Source organism: Streptomyces caelestis (genome assembly GCF_014205255.1).
In the GTDB taxonomy this organism is placed as follows: Bacteria; Actinomycetota; Actinomycetes; order Streptomycetales; family Streptomycetaceae; genus Streptomyces; species Streptomyces caelestis.
This window is the reverse complement of sequence record NZ_JACHNE010000001.1, coordinates 8,906,212-8,926,615: the sequence shown is the minus strand read 5'-3', so window position 1 is coordinate 8,926,615 and position 20,404 is coordinate 8,906,212. Positions and strand designations below refer to the sequence as shown.

At 68.2% G+C, this 20,404-nt stretch carries 14 protein-coding genes and 8 pseudogenes; 8 read left to right on the top strand and 14 right to left on the bottom strand.

The window, feature by feature from the left end; all coding sequences use genetic code 11:
• Window positions 1–357: 357 nt before the first annotated feature.
• A pseudogene (locus tag HDA41_RS42560) lies at window positions 358–549 on the top strand (DUF6233 domain-containing protein); the annotation flags it as partial.
• 118 nt (window positions 550–667) lie between these two features.
• On the opposite strand, the gene HDA41_RS40510 reads toward HDA41_RS42560, so the two are convergent.
• The 4 genes and pseudogenes from HDA41_RS40510 to HDA41_RS40495 form a co-directional block, all read right to left on the bottom strand.
• The gene (locus HDA41_RS40510) at window positions 668–1,219 is read right to left on the bottom strand and encodes a DinB family protein (RefSeq protein WP_184979515.1); all 552 of its coding nucleotides are present in this window, start codon (window positions 1,217–1,219) and stop codon (window positions 668–670) included.
• A 233-nt stretch (window positions 1,220–1,452) separates the two neighbouring features.
• A pseudogene (locus tag HDA41_RS40505) lies at window positions 1,453–2,115 on the bottom strand (class I SAM-dependent methyltransferase); the annotation flags it as partial.
• A 95-nt stretch (window positions 2,116–2,210) separates the two neighbouring features.
• A complete protein-coding gene (locus tag HDA41_RS40500) occupies window positions 2,211–2,681 on the bottom strand; it encodes a GNAT family N-acetyltransferase (RefSeq protein ID WP_230299869.1) in 471 nt (156 codons plus the stop codon).
• A gap of 139 nt (window positions 2,682–2,820) precedes the next feature.
• Window positions 2,821–3,849 (bottom strand): annotated as a pseudogene (locus HDA41_RS40495) (Glu/Leu/Phe/Val family dehydrogenase); the annotation flags it as partial.
• A 114-nt stretch (window positions 3,850–3,963) separates the two neighbouring features.
• Here HDA41_RS40495 and HDA41_RS40490 point away from each other — a divergent pair.
• Complete coding sequence (locus HDA41_RS40490) at window positions 3,964–4,428, top strand: Lrp/AsnC family transcriptional regulator (RefSeq protein WP_184979519.1); 465 nt, start codon at window positions 3,964–3,966, stop codon at window positions 4,426–4,428.
• A gap of 562 nt (window positions 4,429–4,990) precedes the next feature.
• Here the strand turns inward: HDA41_RS40490 and HDA41_RS40485 are convergent.
• A protein-coding gene (locus tag HDA41_RS40485) for an IS5 family transposase (RefSeq protein ID WP_230299867.1) occupies window positions 4,991–5,802 on the bottom strand; the annotation gives its coding sequence in 2 pieces (ribosomal slippage) (window positions 4,991–5,482 and window positions 5,485–5,802; 810 coding nt in all).
• A 266-nt stretch (window positions 5,803–6,068) separates the two neighbouring features.
• Here HDA41_RS40485 and HDA41_RS40480 point away from each other — a divergent pair.
• Window positions 6,069–6,886 (top strand): annotated as a pseudogene (locus HDA41_RS40480) (IS5 family transposase).
• A 306-nt stretch (window positions 6,887–7,192) separates the two neighbouring features.
• Complete coding sequence (locus tag HDA41_RS40475) at window positions 7,193–7,759, top strand: hypothetical protein (protein WP_184979524.1); 567 nt, start codon at window positions 7,193–7,195, stop codon at window positions 7,757–7,759.
• A 30-nt stretch (window positions 7,760–7,789) separates the two neighbouring features.
• Here HDA41_RS40475 and istB read toward each other — a convergent pair whose 3' ends face one another.
• From istB to HDA41_RS42160, 8 genes and pseudogenes are all read right to left on the bottom strand, one after another.
• Window positions 7,790–8,563, bottom strand: a complete 774-nt coding sequence (gene istB / locus HDA41_RS40470; protein WP_184992999.1) for an IS21-like element helper ATPase IstB — start codon at window positions 8,561–8,563, stop codon at window positions 7,790–7,792.
• 153 nt (window positions 8,564–8,716) lie between these two features.
• Window positions 8,717–9,424 (bottom strand): SDR family oxidoreductase, encoded by a 708-nt coding sequence (locus tag HDA41_RS40465; RefSeq protein ID WP_184979526.1) that lies wholly within the window; start codon window positions 9,422–9,424, stop codon window positions 8,717–8,719.
• A gap of 392 nt (window positions 9,425–9,816) precedes the next feature.
• A pseudogene (locus tag HDA41_RS40460) lies at window positions 9,817–10,200 on the bottom strand (transposase); the annotation flags it as partial.
• Window positions 10,201–10,245: 45 nt separating this feature from the next.
• A pseudogene (locus HDA41_RS40455) lies at window positions 10,246–10,678 on the bottom strand (RacP protein).
• 3 nt (window positions 10,679–10,681) lie between these two features.
• Window positions 10,682–11,539, bottom strand: a complete 858-nt coding sequence (locus tag HDA41_RS40450) for a DUF6192 family protein (RefSeq protein ID WP_376706756.1) — start codon at window positions 11,537–11,539, stop codon at window positions 10,682–10,684.
• Window positions 11,540–11,961: 422 nt separating this feature from the next.
• On the bottom strand, window positions 11,962–12,360 hold the full coding sequence (locus HDA41_RS40445; RefSeq protein WP_184979528.1) for a hypothetical protein: 399 nt from the start codon (window positions 12,358–12,360) through the stop codon (window positions 11,962–11,964).
• A pseudogene (locus HDA41_RS40440) lies at window positions 12,357–13,204 on the bottom strand (IS5 family transposase). The gene HDA41_RS40445 and the pseudogene HDA41_RS40440 overlap by 4 nt, the downstream one beginning before the upstream one ends.
• A 128-nt stretch (window positions 13,205–13,332) precedes the next feature.
• Window positions 13,333–14,013, bottom strand: coding sequence for a hypothetical protein (locus HDA41_RS42160; protein WP_311772193.1), 681 nt, complete (start codon window positions 14,011–14,013; stop codon window positions 13,333–13,335).
• Window positions 14,014–14,184: 171 nt separating this feature from the next.
• Here HDA41_RS42160 and HDA41_RS40430 point away from each other — a divergent pair, with 171 nt between their 5' ends.
• The 3 genes and pseudogenes from HDA41_RS40430 to HDA41_RS40420 form a co-directional block, all read left to right on the top strand.
• On the top strand, window positions 14,185–14,664 hold the full coding sequence (locus HDA41_RS40430) for a peptidoglycan-binding domain-containing protein (protein WP_184992993.1): 480 nt from the start codon (window positions 14,185–14,187) through the stop codon (window positions 14,662–14,664).
• A gap of 36 nt (window positions 14,665–14,700) precedes the next feature.
• Window positions 14,701–15,102, top strand: a complete 402-nt coding sequence (locus HDA41_RS40425) for a peptidoglycan-binding domain-containing protein (RefSeq protein ID WP_184992985.1) — start codon at window positions 14,701–14,703, stop codon at window positions 15,100–15,102.
• A 750-nt stretch (window positions 15,103–15,852) separates the two neighbouring features.
• Window positions 15,853–16,280, top strand: a pseudogene (locus HDA41_RS40420) (helicase-related protein); the annotation flags it as partial.
• 73 nt (window positions 16,281–16,353) lie between these two features.
• Here HDA41_RS40420 and HDA41_RS40415 read toward each other — a convergent pair.
• A complete protein-coding gene (locus HDA41_RS40415) occupies window positions 16,354–19,383 on the bottom strand; it encodes an AfsR/SARP family transcriptional regulator (protein ID WP_184992983.1) in 3,030 nt (1,009 codons plus the stop codon).
• Between the two features lie 376 nt (window positions 19,384–19,759).
• Here HDA41_RS40415 and HDA41_RS40410 point away from each other — a divergent pair, with 376 nt between their 5' ends.
• Complete coding sequence (locus tag HDA41_RS40410) at window positions 19,760–19,972, top strand: carbohydrate binding domain-containing protein (protein WP_184992981.1); 213 nt, start codon at window positions 19,760–19,762, stop codon at window positions 19,970–19,972.
• Window positions 19,973–20,404: the final 432 nt, after the last annotated feature.

The following is a 20,404-nucleotide window of genomic DNA, read 5'->3' as shown; positions in this document are numbered from 1 at the left end:
GTCCAGGCACCCCACCACCACACCGGCACATACCAGCACTCAACGAACCTGATCAGCACGCAAGCAAACTGACCACGCTGACCAACGCTCACTCCACCTGACAAAGCGACAGCTCAGCACACGAGCCAGAACCTCCGCTCCTCCATCACCGAACCAGAACCAGCCGGTCTGAAGCCCCCAGTACCACCAACACCAAACTGATCAGCCCAGGCCAACCCACCACCCACTGATCAAGAAAACCGCTCCCGGACACCAGCAGCTCGCCGACCTCGGACTGGAGTGGGCGGCGGCGTAGCCGCGTGGAAGGCTGCACCAGGGGGCCCGTGCCGGACACAGACGGCACAGACCCTCTGAGCGGTGCGCGGCCGTGCTGCGGCGCCTCGTGGTCTCCCCTTTGGGAGGCGGCGGCAGACGGAATCGGGCTGGCTCTACCTCGTGGGGCTGCCCTCGTACCCGGACGGCGAGGACGGCGGTGTGGAGGCTGCGGAGTACCGGGTGTGGGTGCGCGCGCCGGAGCACGTGCGGCCGGTCGACGGCGTCGACTACGACCATTCTGTGTCAAGTCTGTGCGTGTTGCAGGCGCTGCCTCTTGCCGTTCACAGGCCAGGCCGAGAGATGAACGAAACGGCTCTCGGCAACAATGGCCAGGCCGAAGTGGATCCCGACCTCATACGCCGGCGGCTCCGTCGATGCACTCGCGGAGCAGGTCGGCGTGGCCGTTGTGGCGGGCGTACTCCTCGATCATGTGGATGAGTACCCAGCGCAGCGACACCGTCCCGCGCCAGGAGTCGTCGCCCTCGACGTCGAGGTCGGGGGCCTCGGTGACGAACCGTTCGGCGAAGGCCACCTCGGTCCGCCACGCCTCCCATGCCTCGGCGACCACCCTGGGGTCATCCGTGGCGCCGTCGAAGTCCCCGTCGGGGTCGGCAGTCGAGGAGAAGAGGGCCGGCGCGTCCTGCGCGGCCAGGACCCGCCGGAACCAGCGGCGTTCCACATCGGCAAGGTGCCGGACCAGGCCGAGGAGTGAGAGCGTGGATGGTTCCACCGACCGCAGGGACAACTCCGGGCCCAGGCCGGAACATTTCAACTGCAGTGTGGCGCGCTGGGCGCTCAGGACATCGATGAGCATCCGCCGTTCGTCGCCGGTCGTCGGGCCGGTGAACCGGCGGTCGCTGTCGGCGCCTCCGAACAGTTCGGCTCTTCTGGTGGGATCGCTCATGTTCCTCCTTCTGTTCGCGCTGTTCGCGCGGCCGTGCCTACCACGGTCGCGTACCGCGGCCGTGCCTACCACGGTCGCGTACCGCATGGTGAGGCCGCCGCCCATCGCCTCTGGTCGGCGCCGGGCTCCTGCCGTTCGCCGACCGGGAAGGCACCGTGCCCGAACCCGCAGCCGTCCGCAAGGTCGTCACCCCACGGTTATCACCGGTGCCGTCCGGGAGCCATGAACGCCCGTCAAGGCTTCACGGCGTGGAGGATCCGCATCCCCCTGGAGTCTGCGGCGTCGTGGCGGACGTCCAGTCCCGCGGCCCGGCACTGTTCGACCAGCCAGGAGGAGGCGAGTCGCAGCTTGGGGTAGCTGCTTGCCTGCTGCTGCCAGGCGCCGTTCGTCCGGGTGTGGAGCAGGTCGTGGACGATCACTGTGTCTTCGTCGCGGTATTCGAGGAAGCAGGTGAGCAGCCGGTCGTCGCTGCTGCGGACCGGGATGAAACGGTCCGTGCCGCGCAGCTCCGCTGTGAGATCGCGGTAAGTGATCACGAAGTGGCCGCCCGGGACGAGGGCACGGTTGATGTGGCCGAGCAGCACGGGGACGTCCGCCTTGGACGGGAGGTGGGGAAGCGTGTCTCCCATGCAGACGACTGCCGCGACCGTGCCCGGCTCGGCCGCCTCGGGCAGCACGGTGCAGATGTCGCCATGCACCGGCCGCACCGCCTCGGCGTCCCCGACGTACGAGATGAGTTCGTCGAGCAGCCGGCGGCTGGTGTCCACGGCGATCACGGGGGAGAAGCCGAGGCGGATCAGCGCCAGCGTCTGCGCACCGGAGCCGCAGCCCAGGTCGACGGCTGTGTCGTTATCGGTCCCCGCCAGGCCGAGTTCCGCGAGCAGCGCGGCCTGCCGGGCGGCGACCTCGTGAACGTCGCCGCCCAGCATCCAGGTGTAGTGCTCGGCGAGCAGCCTGTCGTAGTGGTCGACGCTGGTAGTCGCGTCAGGGTTCATGGCGTGCTCCTTCGGATTATCGGTATGCCGTGCCGTCCGCTGGTCGACGCGAGCAGCGAGGCGTCGGGCCAGGTGAAGCGGAGCTTGGCGGGGGAGCCTGCGAGCCGGGACACCACGCCGCCGGGGGGCGAAACCAGTGCTTCTTCGACGCAGGTGCCGCCCAGGGCTCGGTAGAACTCCTGGGCCGCCGTGTTCTGTTCGAGCACCCACAGGTACATGGCGTTGCCCCTCGCGCGCTCGGCGATGGCCGCCGCGGCGTGGGAAAGCAGCGCGGTGCCGAGGCCCGTTCTTCGGCGGTGCTGGGTGACGTGCAGATTGTCGACGAGGCTGCCCCAGCGGCCGTCCTCGTCGAAGATGGCGTGGACGAACCCTGCAAAGCCCGGTGTCGTCCTCGGCGACGACCGTCGCGCTGCCGCTCGCGTGGGAGAGGCGCGAGGACCAGACGGACCGCCGGTCGGCCACCACATCACCGTCCAGGAACGCGTCGGAGTACGCGCCGCGGTAGTGCCGACGCCAGCTGTCGGCGTGCAACAGAGCCATGTTCTCGGCGTCACCGGGCCCCGCTGCCCGCAACCGCAACGACCCCGTGGGTGACCCCGTGGGCCTGACGGCGGCGCTCAGTCGGCGCCGGGCCAACTCGCTCGCCGCCTGCGCCGGGGTCTGGCCGTGGCGCTGCGCGGTGTCCAGCAGGGCGTCGACGGTGTCCTCGATGGCGCGCACTCGTGCGCGGGCCTCGTCCGCGCTGACGCGGTGCAGCTCGGTGCTGACGGCGTCGATGACTCCCCCGGCGCTGGCGACATAGTCCGGCACCCAGATGATGTCGCGCTGGTGCAGCAGGTCTGCGACATCCGGGGTGGCGAGCTGGTTGTTCGCCGGTCCCACCACGGCACGGCAGCGGAGATCCGCCGCGGTCTGCCTGGTCAGGACGGAGCCGAGAGCCGCGGGGACCACGATGTCCACGTCCGCGGCAAGGATCTCGTCGGGCGACCGCCAGACAGCGCCGAGCCCATCGCTGATCTTCTGTTCGTCCGGATCGATGTCGGTCACCGTCAGGACGGCTCCCTCGGCGGCGAGCAGGCGGGCGAGGCCGGCGCCGACGCGGCCCAGACCGATCACGGCGAGACTGCGGCCGCCCAGACTCGAGGTGCCGTACAGCCGTCGGCTGACAGCCCGCAGGGCGGCCAGAGTGCCCTGCGCGGTGTGCGGGGACGAGTCGCCGCTGCCGCCCAGGTGGGCCGGTCGGCAGAACACGTGGGGGGTGGTTTCCCCGATGACAGCCATGTCGTCGGGGCTGGTCCCGACATCCGGCCCGGTGGCGTAAGCACCGCTCAGTGATGCGATGGCGTCTGCCACGTCACGCAGGATGTCGCGGCGCCGGTCGGCATCGAGTTCCATCCCCTCCGGCAGGGCCACGACGGCCTTCCCGCCGCCGCTGGGCAGCCCGGCCACGGCGAACTTCGAGGTCATCGCAGCCGATAGGCGAAGGGCGTCGGTGAAGCCGGCGCGCCAGTCGGGGTAGTGCCAGAGCCGGAGGCCGCCGGCCGCCGGACCGAGCGCCGTCGAGTGAACGGCCACGATCACCGGTAATCGGGAGCGTCGACCGGTGTGGATCGCGACCTGCTCATGATCGAGCATGAGTCCGCCAGTTCCCTTCTGTTGTTCAAATCCGATGACGTCATACTGGACGAATGACTCGTTGGTCAGGCGATTGACCGAACGTTTGACTGAAATAGGGGTGGGTGACTGGCCATGGATGAACTTGATTCGGAGATCGTCCGGCTTCTCCAGACAGATGCGCGGCAGTCCAACCGCGAGCTCGCCCGGCAGCTCGGCATTGCCCCGTCGACCTGCCTGGAGCGGGTTCGGGCACTCCATCGCCGTGGTGTCATCCGCGGCTACCACGCCGACATCGATCCCGCGGCCCTCAACCGCAGCGTTCAGGCGCTCGTGTCGGTTCAGGTCCGCCCTCTCAACCGCGTCGTCATCGACGCCTTCAAGGGCTTCGCCAGTGGCCTGCCAGAAGTTCTCCACGTCTTCGTGCTCTCAGGAGGCGACGACTTCCTCCTTCACGTCGCCGTTCAGGATCTGGACCACCTGCACGCCTTCCTCACCGACCGGCTCAGCAAGCGCGGGGAAATCACCGGCTTCCGCACCTCGGTCATCTTCCAGCAGGTGAGCAACACCGCGCCCGCGCGCCTTCCCACGCCCGGCTAAGAACTCGTAACACGATCTTGCTGGCGTGCAGCGGCTGGTCGGGGGTGCTGTTGAGTAGGGTGCCGCTGCCAAGGTTCACAGGCTTCGCCGGAGTCATGCAGGGATGAAGCTCGGCCACCAAGGTGGGACGTTGCCCGCGCACAACGGTGCGGGGTAGGAGTCCGGCATGCCAAGCCATGTGACAAGGAACCAGGTGAACCACAGGGTGAAGATGAGCCCTGCAGTCAGGGCTGTCCTGCGATGACGTCTTCCGATGGTGCTGTGCAGGATCACCCACGAAACCGCAGCGGCAATCCATATGAGAGGGACAAGAAACAGCAAGGCCATGCCATTGGTTACGCCGTTGCCGATGTCACATACAGCCCATGCATTCCCAATGGCAGCAGTGGACACCACTGCGGTCAGTCCACCGAAGAGGACCCCAAAGCCCGTTCCTCTGAACCAGCGGCTCGGAGGACTTGACGGCTCTGCTCCCACGGTCATCTCCCCTCCTCGCCGTAGATGCGGAGAGTACCAACGTGCTGAAGCAGCCTGCTGGCGTCCTTGCCTGCCCTGACACCGGTCAGTCGTTCTTGGGCTTCCGAAGCCGTCGCCAGCAGATGAGGCTGCAGGCGAGGGAGACGAAGGCGTCGTGACGTTCGGTGCGGCGTTCCCATCGCACGGCAAGGCGTTTGAAGTGGTGGAGCAGGGCGAAGGTCTGCTCCACGACGTAGCGGAGTTTGCCCAGGCCCTGGACGTTCGGTGCTCCTCTGCGGGGGATGACGGGCAGGATCCGGCGCTTGCGCAGTTCGAGGCGGTTGGCCTTGGAGTCGTAGCCCTTGTCGCCGAGCAGGGCGTCGGGGCGACGGCGTGGTCTGCCGGGACGGCCTGCGACGGGCGGGATGCCGTCGACGAGGGCGAGGGTCTGGGTGATGCCGTTGACGTTGGCCGCGGTGGTGATGACTTTGAGTGGTGTGCCGCGTCCATCGCAGATCAAGTGGTGTTTGCTGCCCGTTTTCCGCCGGTCGACCGGCGACGGGCCGGTGTCGGGGCCCCCTTCTTCGCGCGGATGTGGGAGCCGTCCACGCACGCTCTCGACCAGTCGAGCTCGCCGGCGGCGTTCAGTTCGGCGAGCAGGATGCGGTGCAACTGATCGAAGACATCGGCCTGCTGCCATCGCTCCAGCCTGCGCCAGCAGGTCTGCCCGGAGCCGAACCCCAGCTCCAGGGGAAGGAGTTGCCAGGCTATGCCGTTGCAGAGGACGTACAGGACGCCCTGCAGGCAGAGCCGGTCCGCCACCGGCCGCAGCCCCGGCGACCGCTCCGGCCAGGGCGGCAGCAGGGGCTCGATCAGTGCCCACAAGTCGTCATCGACGGTCCACGGCCGAGTACTCACACCATCCCGAACGGCCGAATCGTCACATCGGTCACGCCCAACCAGGACACATCAACAAGATCGTGTTACGAGCTCTGAGGACCCGCCCAGCTCAAAAGCAACTGCATTGCCGTTAGGCGGGGGAGTTCTTCGTCGGTGACGTCATCGAGGTGGTTTCGTAGGTGGGAGTGGGCAACGTTTGTCGACGGGTTTGGGCAGCACTTAGAGGTCCTAACAGAAGTTGTTGATCAAGTGACCATCGGGCTTGTCTGCTCGTTGGTCGGGTCGTGGGGAAACGTCAGTCGCGGCCGTGGATCGTGTCGGACGAACTGTGGTCGCTCATCGAGCCGTTACTGCCCGAGCCGGGGCCGAAGCTGGTGGCGGGCCGGCCGCGAGTGCCTGACCGGCAGGCCCTGTGCGGGATCCTGTTCGTGCTGCACACCGGCATCCAGTGGGAGTACCTGCCGCAGGAGCTGGGCTTTGGTTCGGGTATGACGTGCTGGCGACGCCTGGCCGCCTGGAACGAGGCCGGCGTGTGGGACCAGCTGCACTTGGTGCTGCTGAAGAGGCTGCGGTCGGCGAAGCAGCTGGACTGGTCGCGGGCGGTGATCGACTCCTCCCACGTGCGGGCGGCCCGCAGAGGCCCAAAAGCGGTCCCAGCCCGGTCGACCGCGCACGGCCGGGCAGCAAACACCACGTCCTTGTCGATGGCCAGGGCGTCCCGCTCGCAGTGTCGCTGACCGGCGGGAACCGTAACGACGTCACCCAACTCCTGCCCCTGCTGGACAAGGTCCCACCCGTGGCCGGCGTCGTCGGACGGCCACGCAGACGGCCGGACATGCTCTTCGCCGACCGCGGCTATGACCACGACAAGCACCGGCGGCTGCCGCGGAAACGCGGTATCCGGCCCGTGGTCGCCGAACGCGGACAGCCGCACGGCTCCGGCCTGGGCATCTTCCGCTGGGTCGTCGAACGCACCATCTCCTGGCTCCACGGCTTCCGCCGCCTGCGCATCCGCTGGGAAAGACGCGACGACATCCACGAAGCCTTCCTTGGCCTCGCCACCTGCCTCATCACCCACCGACACGTCCAACGCCTTTGTTAGGACCTCTTAGCGATCACTTGGCTCGGAAATGTTGATGAGAACCAGTAACGCTGCTGGCGCCTGAGGGCCCTTCATGCGGCCGCGACATGGCGGCACTCCACATCGCCGGAATCGCTCTCTGGTCCGCTCGGTGATCCGAGTAACACTGCCTGGCTGCGGCGGCGCGTACGCCTCGGGGCTGATACGGCGGCAATGCGGTTACGCCGTGTGGCGGATGGTGTTCATGCCGTGGCCGGACGCGGGTGGCGGGGGGCTGCGAAAGCATCAAGGACATCGAGGGACCTTGCTGATCGAGGAGCGTGCCGCATGCCCACCACTGTTCCCTTCTCCGACAACGCGCCGACCGAAGGAAAGCACTTATCCGACCACGCATCGAATCGGACGGTCCCGGGCGTCCCGGCCTGGGCGCGACGTGCGGCGGCCGCGGTCGTCTGGGTGTCTCTGCCATCGGCTTTGTGGCGCCTCGCTGCCGTGCTGGGTGTTCCGCTTGGACTCGGACAGTCCGAGTACGATGCGATGCTCCTGCCCGGCTGGGGCCTGCTGGTGCTGCCTTTGCTGTCGCTGGCCCAAGAAGGTCTGGCCTGGCTGACACTCGGGTTGGTACGGCCGTGGGGAGAAGTGTGGCCGCGTTGGCTGCCGTACCTCGGAGGCCGTCCGGTCCCGGTACGTGCTGCGGTTATCCCTGCGGCGTTTGGCACTCTCGCCTGCAGTGTCTATGGAGTATTGCTCGTCTGGACGACTCTGCACGCTCAGATGGACATCACGCCGTGGGGCAACTGGCTCCTGACCGCCTGCTATCTGCCTGTGGCCGCCTGGGGGCCGCTGCTGGGTGCGGTGACCGTGCACTACTATCGGCGCCGCACGAGCGGGTGAGGGGCGGAACCCCGTCACGGTCAAGCTCCGTCAGCTGGTGGCCGCGTCTTGCGCCGCTCGGGCCCGGGTGGTGGCGAGCCGGTAGGAATCGGTGCCGGTCTCTATGATGTTCCCGCCGAAGGTGAGCCGGTCGACGATCGCCGCGCAGAGCCGCGGATCGGTGAACGTCCGGGTCCACCCGCCGAACGACTCGTTGGAGGCGATGGCGACGCTGCTCTTCTCCTCGCGTTCCGTCAGCACCTGGAACAGCAGCTCAGCACCCCTGCGGTCCAGCTCCATGTAGCCCAGCTCGTCTGTGCATAGAAGATCGACGCGCCCGTAGCGGGCGATGGTCTTGGTCAGGATCTTCTCGTCCGCGGCTTCGACCAGCTCGTTGACCAGTTTGGTGGCGAGTGTGTAGCGGACCCGGAAGCCGGCCATGGCCGCCTCGGTCCCGAGCGCGATCAGCAGGTGGGACTTGCCGGTGCCCGAGTCTCCGATCAAGCAGAGCGGCAGGCCCTTCTTGACCCATTCGCAGGTCGCCAGGGTGTGGATGACCGCCGCGTCGACGTTCCCGTTGGCCTCGAAGTCGAAGGCCCGCAGCGACTTCTCCCGCGGGAACTGCGCCGCCTTGATCCGCCGTTCGGAGCGGCGCCGGGCCCGGTCGTCGCACTCGGCCATCAGCAGTTCGGCGAGGAACCCGCGATACGACATCTGGTCGCGGGCGGCGGTTTCGGCCAGTTCGGGGAACTGGGCCCGGATGGTGGGCAGCCTGAGCATCCGGCATGCCTGGTCGACGGCGGCGTCGGCGGCCTGTTCGGTCAGTGCCTGTTTTCAATCTTGAGCTGCGCATTTGCCCAGCTCAAGATTCGAACGGTGCTGGTTCGGGTGCTTGCCGCAGGCGCTGGGAGCGTGCTCGTTAGGGTCCTGTCGGCAGAGTCGGTTCAGCCCGGTGAGCGACAGCCGAGTAGGGTCCGCCTACCAGGCCAAAGGTTCGCCTTCCCGGAAGAAGCCGCCGGTAGGTCCGGAATCGGGCAGGGTGGCAGCCCAAACGACACTGGCGGCGCCCTGCTCGACGGGTCCGCCGCCCGGGCCGCCCATGTCGGTGGCGATCCAACCCGGACAGACGGCATTGACCAGGATCCGCTCGGCAAGCAGTTCGTCAGCGAGCTTGCGGGTGAGGGTGTTGAGGGCAGCTTTCGAGACTCCATAGGCGGGGGTTCCGCCGGACATATGCTCCAGGGAGCCGGACTCGCTGGAGACGTTCACCAGGCGGGGGTGGGGTGAGCGGCGCAGCAGCGGCAGGAACGTCTGCGCGGTTCGCCAGGCACCGAAGAGGTTGGTCTCCAGGGTGCGCCGGACCTCGTCGAGGTCGGCGAAGACGGCGCGCTGGGCGGTGTCGTAGTTGATGGCGGCGTTGTTGACGAGGATGTCGAGGAGCCCGAACTCTTTCTCCACGTTGCGGGCGAGGGTAATGACGTCGTCGGCGTCAGTCACGTCCAGTCGGTATGGCAGCAGCGTGCCGGGAACTCCGGGGGCCAGGTCGGCGACGGCCTGTTCGGCGTCCTCCAGACGGCGGGCGCACAGCAAGACGGTGTGGCCGAGCGCGGCGAGCTGACGCGCGGTCTCCCGACCGATTCCCCGGTTGGCGCCCGTGACCAGCGATACTGGTGAAGCGGTGCTCATGTTCTCTCCCCTACGCGGACGATCTGGACCCCAGCAGCACGTTATGGCGTCGTCCTGCGTACACAGATCAGGCCCGAGGCGCAGGCGGGCTGCGGCCTTGGACGTAGTCCTCACGGACCATCGCGGCCGGCGACCATCGACTTGGCCCGCTGTGCAACCTGGGGTCAGCCGGAAGTCGCTGACAGGGTTCAGAGGCGGTGGGAGAGTGGTGTTCAAGGCCGCGACCGGGCCCGGTGACCTCTTGGTGGCACTGCTGCCCGTCAGTGCCGAGACGATCAGTCGCGTTGAGCCTCGCGGGAGGCCGGCTGTCCGCTCCGGCGGGAGCTTCGGCGGGTGATTCGCCTGGTCATAAGAGTGATCGCGGCCCAGGTGATGAGCGATTCCGAGTGCTGGTAGCCGCGGGAGTCCTTGCCGACGGTGTCGGCGGCCTTGATCGACTGGGAGTCGATGACGGTGGCGACCGCTCCGGGCGCCTTGCCCATCTCGCGGCGGATCCGCTTGCGGAACTGGTCACGGATCTGTCCGACGACACCGGCCGCGGCCCAGCGGGCCATGAACCCGTAACACGTGCGCCAGGGCGGGAAGTCCTTGGGCAGTGCCCGCCACTTGCATCCGGTGTCGACGACGTAGCGGATCGCGTCGACGATCTCCCGGCGGGGGTGCCTCTCGGGCCGGCCGCCCGTCTTCGTCTCGCAGGCGGGTGTCGGCAGCAGGGGCTCGCTCAGGGCCCATTCGTCGTCCCAGGTGTCGGAAGGGGAGCAGCGTCGCCGCGGCAAACGGTTCCCCTCCCCTCAAGGACAGGGCGGGGCCGGCCCCGCCGGTCAGGCGTCGATGTAGTCGGAGATCACGTCGAGCGTGGACTCGACCGAGCTGAGCTGCGTGTTCAGGTGCTTGATCCACCGTCCCTTCGACTGCAGGACGGCATGCGGGGCGACGGCGCCGGTGATGAACCGGCGGATCTCGGTGAGTTTCTCCCGGATGATCGCGACCTCGTATGCCTGGAGCTCGGCTGGGTTCGAGCAGAACTTGTAGCCGTCCGTCCTAGTCCAGATCAGGGGCGGCCAGCCGCGTTCGGCGATGATGTCCCGCAGGCAGACAGGCCAGGCCCGCGCGGGCCTGGCTGGGCGACAGCTCACTGGATCTGACCAGCTGAGCGAAGGTCAGACCGGCCGGACGGGCCTCGAAGAGCACGAACCGGACGGAGTCGGCGTGTCGCTCGGCGGCGGCCGATCTGCGCTCGGAAACGCGGGGCATCGCCTACTCACCTTGCAGCAGGCGGGCCAGCTCGCCGTCGACGTCCACCTTGCCCGTGTCGACCGCGGTCTCGATCCAGTCCAGCATCGCCCTGACGCGAGCGACGTTCTCGTGGACGATGACGCGTTCGTCGTCGCCGAGCTGGCGGTCGCGCATGCCCGGGACGACCCGGCCGGCCGCGGCGACGAACGCGTGGCAGGCGGTGACCAGGTCCAGGAACTCCACCGACCGGTCGATGTTGCGGATCGCGGGGGCGAGGGGGCTGGTCTGCTCGAAGTGCTCGCGGGCCTGCCGGCCCCGCTCGACCTGGGCGTGGTTGACCTGGTGGCGGGCGGTGTCGTCCGACATCGCCCGGAAGGCGACGTCGGGCCTGCGCAGCAGACCGGTGGTCACCTCGGCGGCAACGTGCTCGTCACGGGTCAGTTCCTCGACGACCTTCACCTTGTCCGCCTTGGCGACGCGGGCGACGACCGCGGGCCGGCGCAGGAAGTCCGGGGCCACGGCCGCCGCGACCTGCTCCTCGCGGGTCAGTTCCTCCACCGCCCGGACCCTGTCCTCGTCCTTGACCTGCGCGACGACCGCCGGACGCCGCAGCAGATCACCGGTGACCGTGGCGGCGACCTCCTCATCCTGGGCGAGGGTGTGAATCGCGCTGACCTTCTCCTGCGGTGTCACGGGCTTGACAACCTGCCTGCCGACCCGCCGGTTCGCCTCGTCCGGTGTCCAGCGGGACTTTCCCTCCGGCGGGTTGAGGACGGTGGCGAACCGTTCCTCGTCGTTGGCGATAGACGCCAGGATGTTGTGGACCGTGAACGACACCCCCTCACCCGCCGGTCCTTCGGCCACTTCGACGCGGTCCACCGGGCCTTGTCCACCGTCGCGCAGGACAGGCCGATGTCCTCGGCCATGCGGAACAGCGACTCCTTGACCGTGAACAGCGCATCGCTCCGCTCCTGACCACCGGCCTCGCGCATCGGCTCGACTTCGAGCGCGTAGTCGCCGACCGTGAACTGGATCCGGCTGGCGGTCTCCACCAGCTTCCGCAGCTCGGCCACGATCTCGGCGTACCGATTCGCGCTGACACTGCCAACCTTGTCGGCAACCCTGATCTCTTCGGGCATGGTTCACCACCAACCCGCAGGCCGAGCACGGCATTTGACCGTGACGGGAATCGGCCCGCTTCCTGGAACCGAGAGTCAGGCCGGAAATCAGAGGCCGGTTCGTGAGGTGATGTCTGTTCCTGGCCGAAGTTGGAGCAAGGTCGCTGGTGGAGGTTCCGTCGACTATTGCTTCCTGGCGAGGTTGCCGGTGTCGGCCCCGGTGAGAATGCCGAGTTTGACCAGGCGTTTCAGCTTGGCCCGGGTGCCTTCGACGTTCTTCGCCAGCAGTTCGCGGCCGAGGGCTTCACAAACGTCCTTGGCCCGTAGCGGTCCGGTCACGTGGTTGAAGGGGGCGAGGATGCGGGGGTAGTCCGGGTGCTCGGGCAGGTCCGGCGCGACGGCCGGGAGCCGGTCGGCAAGGCCGGTGACGGTCTTGCGGGTGATCGCGAGGTGCTCCAGGTGCATCTCGGCCTCCCGCAACCGGGTCTGCAGGTCGTCGATCTGTGCGCGGAGGTCGTCGGCCAGGGCCCGGGCGGCGTCTTCCTGGAGGTCCAGGGCATCGAGCAAGGGCTGGAGGTTCACGCGGCCACCGCCCGTTCTTCGCGCCAGGTGGGGGCGTTCGCGCCGGTGAGGCGTCGGGTCATGACATGGGTCATGGCCCAGTAGACGCGGGAGGCGGAGGAGGAGGGACGGTGCTCGTAATCGCGGACCAGGCGCCGGTGCAGTATCAGGATCCCGTAGGCCTGCTCGACCCTCCACCGCTTCGGCTGCGGCACGAACCCCTTGTCCTGCGGGTTGCGTTCGACGATCTCGACGTCAATCCCCAGGCCGGCGCCGTGCAGGACGACCTGGTTCTTGAAGCCCTGGTCGACCAGGGCCTTGCGGACAGTTCCGCCGGCGTGCTCGGCGACCTGGTCCAGCAGGACGATGCCCGCGGCGTTGTCATGGATGTTCGCGGCGAGGACGACGACCGCGATGACCAGGCCGAGGACGTCCACCGCCAGTCCGCGCTTGCGGCCGGGCACCCGCTTGGCCGCATCGTGGCCACTCGTGGCGGCGGGGACCCCGGCGGCCACGTGGACACTCTGGGTGTCCAGGACCACCAGGGTCGGGTCCTCTAATCGCCGGGCGCGTTCACGGACCTGGCAGCGCAGAAGCTCATGGATGACCTGGTCGGTCCCGTCGTCCCGCCAGGCGGCGAAGTAGTAGTAGGCCGCGCTCTTCCGCGGCAGGTCGTGCGGGAGATAGGCCCACTGGCAGCCGGTCCGCCCCTGGTAGAGGATCCGTTGACGATCTCCCGCATGTCGCAGGCGCCCTGGTGGCCGCTGACCGAGCGGTGCCGGTCCTTCCACGCCGTGATCACCGGCTCGATCAAAGACCACTGATCGTCGGACAAGTCACTCGGGTACGGCCTGCGTTCACTCACTCCACCAGACAATCAGACCACAGGCCGCGCACCAGCAGATTCCGCAGGCATCCCCCACCAACAAGCGACGAAAAACCACTCAACGAATACAAAGAGCCCCCTCGTAACGCGCGTTCCGCACATGGCCCTCAGCGTTCTTGAATCTCAGCAGTCTTCCGAGGATCGTCCGCCAGAATGTGGGTCGCGAGTCGCCATACCTGCTCTTCCACGGACTGGCCTCGGGCAACGAGCAACTCGTACCCGTAGAAATCTGTACGCCCGCCCGGCCCCCGGACCTGGTAGAACTCAACATCAACGCCCTCGAGGCTTGTGAGCTCCTCAGGGAGGCCGGGCTCCTCACGTCGCGGCGAGACGCCCATGAGGACGCAGCCCCACCGCTCGAACCAACCGCTGTCCGAGAGAGTCTGCTCGAGAAGCCGGGCAATGGTGTCCACAGGCTCTTCCCAACTGCGGTCCGCCGCGGCCCGCACGAGTTCAGCCTCGTACTGGGCCACATCGAAACAGAAGTCCGGCGGCACGGCAGTAAAACTGCTGGTGTTTTCGTCGATGCCCTGGTCGTGGGTGACGCAGTCCAGGTCGAGGCGGCGGATCTCGTCGACGCGGCAGCCGCCGAACAGCCAGACGCCGACCATGGCCCGGATCATCTCGATCGGATAGTACGTGGCCTGCCAGCCCGCGTTGCGGGCCCGGCTGGAGCCGTAGGGCTTGACATCCTCGCTGTTGAGGGTGAGTCCGGCGGCCATGAGCTTGGCCCAGGACGCATCGCCGATGATGCGCGGGTTCGGGCCCATGAGGGCGCGCAGCGACACTTGACGATCTTCACGTCCATGCATGCCCTACTGGTCTACCTGCGGCTGACCACCCGTTTGAAGGCCCAATCAAGACCTTCCGAAGGTTTTCCGACGGTTGCTCCGACACAGTGGCACTCACCACGGTCCGTGCAAACCGGACCATATGCGAAGCTCACCTAGGAGGAAACCGTGTCCTTGACGTCTCGTGTCACCCTGGCCGTCGGTGCTGCCCTGGCCTGTTCGGCCCTCGCCGTCCCCGTCAGCGCGAGCGCCTCCGTCTCGTCGGCGCCGGCGCAGGTCAGCCGACCGCCTGCCGCCTCGCAGTCCGCTGCCTCCGTCGAGCCCCGTTGCCTGGTGTGGTTCAAGGAAGGCGTCGACTACAACGGCTACACCGCCGGTTACAGTTGGGCATGGAACGTTACCTTGCGCTACGGCGCCACGGGTGACCGGGTGCGCGAGATCCAGTGCCTCCTGGACTACTGGTGGGCGATAGAAGAGAACGGGAACCCGTGGAACGCACTGACCAGCCCGGGGGCCCTGGACGGCAACTTCGGCCCGACAACCCTCACCGCCGTCAAGAACTTCCAGCGACACTACTGCGGCTTCGGCAGCGGCAGTGATGGCGTCGTGGGTCCTCCGACTTGGCGGTGCCTGCGGGGCCAGCGCTGAAGCCGGACTCGACCTCTACCTCGAAGGACTGCCCATATGAGAGGCACGCTTGCCGCCGCTATCGCCGCGAGGCAAACCGTCCTTGCCGTCGCGCTGACGGCCGTCGCGGCGGCTGGGGCGATCGCCCCGGCCGCCGCACAGACCACGCCTTCGCCGTCCGCCCCAGCCATCTCCCGTGCCGCTGCCTACACCTGCGGCTACTACTCAGGATCCGCGCTGACCGTCTATGGGAACACGGGAAACAGGGTCTACGAGGTCCAGTGCCTGCTGATCAGGGTCGGCTACCACCTCAGCCTCGACGGGGTATTCGGCAGCGGCACCCGAAGTGCCGTGAGGGATTTCCAGAACGCATGGAACAGCATGACGGGCTCACAACTCGCGATCGACGGCAAGGTCGGCTCGCAGACCTGGGCCGCCCTCCGGTTGGCGAACGACTGACCTGACATGCAGAAGGTGTCGATGTCGGAGGCCGCGGCCACGACGGCCAGTTCGACCTGCCTCTTGCCGATCACCGGCCCGCATCTGCGGCCGACCGCGGCGGTGGCGGCGTCGAACGAGCCGCGTGCCGCCTCGATCGCGCTCAGCCGTATCAGGGAGTGGCTGTGCCACTGCCTTGGCAGCGGCACAGCCACGTCAGCGGGGTGGAGGTTGCCCACGCCGGGAGCCTGCCACGCGCACCGGCGCACAATCACCGTGCCGAACGAGGTCGCCAGCAGCCGCCGATGTCCGTACTCGACCCGGGTTCGCATCACACCGCCAGGACCCTTTGCCGGGCACAGTCGGGCCCGGCGGAGGGTTCTCTTCCCGGACCGCGCGCAGATCGAGATGCTCCTGATACAGCAGGCACAGAAGCTCCCGCCTCGGGTGTCGAGGAGTTCTTCCAGATCATTGTGGTGCAACGTGCCGACCGCCGGGCTGGCGAGATCAGCGGCGAGCGCGGTGAATGTGGAATATCCCGTAGGTTCCTCATGACTGCTGTTCGGCGTGATGGACTCGCTTGCGCTGGTCACAGCGTGCTTGCACGCGGTGGAGCGACCGTATCGCAGTGAAGAGTCTTCAGGATTTCTGAGATTTCCTCATGCCCGATCGGGCCGACCGGGATCGGGATCCAGAAACTTCCTGGTCCCGTTGGCAACGGGTGCGCCGGCCTCCAGGGGAACCCACGGGATATCTCACACAAGGACGGCGGGAATCACGGTGTTGGTGGCCGCCAACGTCGACGCCTGCGGCAGTCACATCGACGACCTTCGATCTTGTCGTCAACGTGGATCCGCCCGCCGAGGACTATCTCCACCGCAGCGGGCGCACGGCGCGCGGGCGAGTCGGGCAGTGTGGTCACCCTGGTCACTCCCGGAGAGCGGCGCGAGGTGAACCGGATGATGTCGGACGCCGGCATCCGGCCCACGGTCACGCGGGTTCGGTCCGACGAGGAGAAGCTGACCAGCATCACCGGGGCCAAGCGTTTCCCGGCGGGGGAGCCGACGAAGAACGCCAACGCCCCCTTCAGGGGTATGGGCACCCGCACAGGCCGTCCCCCGAAGGAGAGCTGCAAGGCCGCCGAAGCCCGGAAGGTCGTGGAGGCCCGGAAGGCCGCCCAGGTGCGCAAGGCGCGCTGACGGAACCACGCCACTGTGGTAGCCGGTGGCAAGAAGCGTGCTCGGTGACCGGAGCGCCCGACAGGACGCACGGTCATGGGCCGGGGCTGCCCGAAGCCGTCCGTATCTCTGCGGCCTCGTCACGAGCCCGGGTCGCGGCCTCGTGGTCGCCGGCCAGGGTGTGGGCCTTGGCCAGGGTGTCGAGGCCGACGGTGAGCCACTTGCTGGAGCCGATCTGCCGCCAGAGCCTGATGGCGGCTTCGGCACGTCGGCGGGCCAGAGCCGCGCGACCGACCGCGAGTTGCGCCTCCGCGAGCGCGTAAAGTGTCGCCGCCTCGCCCCAGAGGTTGCCGAACTCCCGATAGGTGCACAGGCTCCGGGCCAGTAATTGGCGCCCTTCCCGATGCGCGCCCTGCCGTACCAGGACGTCACCGAGCCAGCAGGTGGCGTGTGTGGCGCTGAGGCGGTCGCCGAGGCTCTCACTGATCGCGACGGCCCTCCGGTAGCAGTCGGCGGCGGCCGGATAGGCGCCGAGGGCACGATGGCCCTGGCCCAGGCATCGCAAGGCTTGGGCCTCGCCCGGCCGGTAGCCCCCGGCGCGGCTGGCGTGGAGACACTCCGTGAACCGCTCCACGGCGGCCCCGAAACGGCCCTGTTCGAGGTCGATGACGCCGAGGCCGTTGGTCGCGTAGACGAGACAGTTGACGTTCCCCGCCGATTCAGCCAACTCGGCGGCCTCCTCGAAATGGAACCTGGCCGTGGAGTACTGGCCAAGGAGTCGATGCACGTATGCCAGTCCGGCCGTGGCACTGGCCCGGTAGGTCGGCCCCTGTCCCTCGGCGAGCAGCAGGGCCTGCTCGAAGTGGTCCAGTGCTTCCGGATAGCGGTCGAGGATGGTGGTGAGTTCGCCGAGGCAACGGTGGACCTTCGCGGCGCTGTGCCGGTCGCCGCTGCTCAGGGCCGCCTTGAGCGCCCGGTTCTGGAGCCTCTCCCAGTCGTCGAAGTGGCTGCCGACCTGGAAGAGGGTCGTGAGGGCGGTGGCCAGCCCGGCGGCGGGTGCGACACCCTCCGTTCCGTCCAGCGCCTGCTCTGCCACGTCGATGAGGAACTGGCGTTCGTCGTTGAACCAGGCGAGCGGATCGGCGAGCAGCTGATCGGCAGCGGCCAGCCGCCAGGAGGCCAGGTCCAGCTGTGAGATGCCTTGGAAGTCGACGCTGAGGGTGTCCGCGGCGAGGTCGGCGAGGTACAGGCTCGCCCCGAGCAACCGGGTGAGCGCGGCCCTGCGATCCCGTTCCGGGACGTCCTGCTCCGCGCGCTCCCTGGCCAACAGTCGCACCAGGTCGTGCAGTTGATAGCGGATTCCGGTGGCGTTCGCCGAACCGGTCTGCACCAGGTGTACGTCGACCAGGTCGTCGAGGACGGCCTCCGCCTCGGACAGGCCCGCGTCCAGCAGCGCGGCCAGCGCCCAGGCGGCGAAGCTCGGTCCGGGCAGCAGGGCGATCATCTGCAGAGCGTGCTGCGTCGCCGCGGACATCTGCTGGTAGGTCAGTTCGAGACTGGCCCGTACGGCGATGTGGCCGACGGCCAACTCGTCGAGCTTGCGCTGCTCGTCGGCGAGGGCGCGCGCCACCTTGGCCAGGGGCCAGTGCGGTCGGGCGGCCAGCCGAGCACCGGCGACCCACACCGCCAGGGGAAGGCCACCGCAGGTTTCCACGATGGAGCGGGCCGACCCGGAGTCCGCGTCGGTCCGGTCCCGGCCCAGCATCTCGCGCAGCAAGTCGAGCCCCGTCGCGGGGTCCAGTACGCCCAGGGGGAGTCGGCGGCCGCACAGTTCCGCCATGGTCGTCCGGCTGGTGATGATGGTGGCACAGCGCACGCCGCTGGGCAGGAGGTCACTCACCTGCTGGGTACTGGCGGCGTTGTCCAGGACGACGAGCATCTGCCGCCCTGCCAGCAGGGTGCGGTAGAGATGGACGCGGCCGGTCAGCTCTGCGGGCACGGTACCGCCGGGGATGCCGAGCGCGCGGAGGAAGGTGCCGAGGATCGTGAACGGCTCGGCTGGCTCGTCTCCGAAGCCCCGCAGATCCGCATGGAGCTGACCGTCCGGGAAGCGGGAGGCGAGCAGGTGCCCCGTACGTACCGCGAAGGCGGTCTTGCCGACTCCGGCGGGGCCGGTGACCAGCAGCGTCACCGGACCGGGCCGTTCTTCGCCAAGCAGCCGACAAGCCTCGTCCACCTCGTCCTCCCGGCCGACGAAGAGCGACTGGTCCGCCGGGAGGAGCCGGGGGACGAGCTGGCGTGCCGTCGGCGAGCCCACGTTCGCCACCGTGCCGCTCTTGCCGGCCGGTTTCGTGGTGGCGGGCGGTGCGGCGGAGCGGGGCGTGGCGAGCTCCGGGTCGCCGGCGAGGATCCGTTCGTACAGCCGCCGCAACGCCGCGCCGGGGTCGACACCCAGTTCGTCGGCGAGTCGCCGACGAGCGCGCTCGTACGCCTCCAGCGCTTCGGCCTGCCGTCCGCATCGGAACAGGGCCAGGATCAGTTGCCCGATCACGCGTTCGTCGAGCGGATACGCCTCGGCCCGGGCGGCCACTTCGCTCACCATCCCATCGTGCTGCGCCAGGCGCAGCCGCACATCGACCAGCTCCAGCTGGGCTGCCAGCCGCTCGCCATCGAGGAGGCGGCGCCGCGCGTTGAACCATGGGGTGTCCACCCCGGCGAACGCGCTGCCTCGCCACAGCGCCAGGGCTTCCCGCCACAGAGCCTCCGCCTGCCCGTCGCTGCCCGCCTTCCGGGCCCGGCCCGACAGATCGCGGAAGCGGTGTGCGTCCACCACCGAGGGGTCGACCGCCAGCCGGTAGCCGCCGCTCCGCTCCCGTGTGATGGCCGTGCCGTCGGCCGCCAGTGCGTGCCGCAGCCGGGAGAGGTATCCGTACAGTTTCCGGCGGCCGTACGCCGGCTCGGTGTCCCCCCACACGCGGTCCACCAGCGCGTCGGCCGACACCGCCCGGTCCGCGTCGACGAGCAGCGCCGCCAGTACTCGCCGCTGCATCGCGTGCCCCACGTCGATCGGCGCCCCGTTCCGCCATACCTCGATGGTCCCCAGGATCCCGAAACACGTGGCCATCACACCCCCTGCGACACCCGGACATCTCTACGCCACACTCTGAGCGCCACCGACCTGTGGTTCTAGGCGGATTCAAGCTTTTTCGAAGGTTTGCCGACGCCGGCCCCGGCACCGTGAACAGCACGTCCCCGGACTTCAGGAGAGTGGCCCCGTACCGAACCGGAAGCGCTGGGCACGGCGGACGCTGAGCGTGCGAACACGGGCGCTCCAGACCATCCCCGGCCGACCAGCAGCCAGAGGGAAAACAAGGACATTAACCCATTCAGTAATGAGGAAAGAATGCGTAATCGACTTGCGCCACACCGCTCTAAGGTTCTGGCCGTCGCTGCCGCCGGACTACTGGCACTGATGAGTTCCGGCGGCGCTGTCACGTTGGTTGACCGGGTGGGTTCTGGTCAACGGACAGAACGTCCAGAGCTTCTCGTTCGACTCCACCGGCAAGACACGCGCCAACATGGGTTACGAGACTCGGAAGGTGACGTTCCTGTCCCTCGGGTTCACCGCGACGCTGGCGTTCGACAGCACCGTCTCCGGCGCCTACGGGCCAGTGATCGATGACGTGAAGGTCTGCTCCTGCGGTCTGCTGTAAAGCGCTGCGGAGCGGCACCAGAGGAGCCCCGGCGAATGGGCGCCGGGGCTCTCGCTTGGCGGGGCTCATCGCTGCGGAATCCGCATCGGGCGGCAGGTCGACCCCGAGGGCAACTGACTATGTGACGGTGCGGGCGTTCTCCCGGACGCTGCTCCCGGGGCAGCGGCTCAGCCAGGCCACCTCTCCAGGGTCCTCCTAGGAGCCTCGCACAACGCAGGACGCAGGAAAGCCGTTCGCCACGGGGGCGGTAGGCACTGAAGGATCTGTCACTCGCGGTCTACGAGTGCGCGGCAGTCGTTGAATCCTGGGCAGCGCGACCGCAGCCGGAGACCGGGGCGCCACCGCGCCCTCATGAGCCGGGACTCTGGCTCCGGAGTGCCAGAACGTCCCGGGACCTCATGTCGGTTGGCGCTGGAGGTGCCGCCTTCGGGT

Excerpts from the sequence above, each read along its gene's own strand:
- HDA41_RS40510 (WP_184979515.1), bottom strand. The coding sequence starts at position 1,219 with ATGAGCGATCCCACCAGAAGAGCCGAACTGTTCGGAGGCGCCGACAGC.
- HDA41_RS40500 (WP_230299869.1), bottom strand. The coding sequence starts at position 2,681 with ATGTGGTGGCCGACCGGCGGTCCGTCTGGTCCTCGCGCCTCTCCCACG.
- HDA41_RS40490 (WP_184979519.1), top strand. The coding sequence starts at position 3,964 with ATGGATGAACTTGATTCGGAGATCGTCCGGCTTCTCCAGACAGATGCG.
- HDA41_RS40475 (WP_184979524.1), top strand. The coding sequence starts at position 7,193 with ATGCCCACCACTGTTCCCTTCTCCGACAACGCGCCGACCGAAGGAAAG.
- HDA41_RS40465 (WP_184979526.1), bottom strand. The coding sequence starts at position 9,424 with ATGAGCACCGCTTCACCAGTATCGCTGGTCACGGGCGCCAACCGGGGA.
- HDA41_RS40425 (WP_184992985.1), top strand. The coding sequence starts at position 14,701 with ATGAGAGGCACGCTTGCCGCCGCTATCGCCGCGAGGCAAACCGTCCTT.
- HDA41_RS40415 (WP_184992983.1), bottom strand. The coding sequence starts at position 19,383 with ATGGCCACGTGTTTCGGGATCCTGGGGACCATCGAGGTATGGCGGAAC.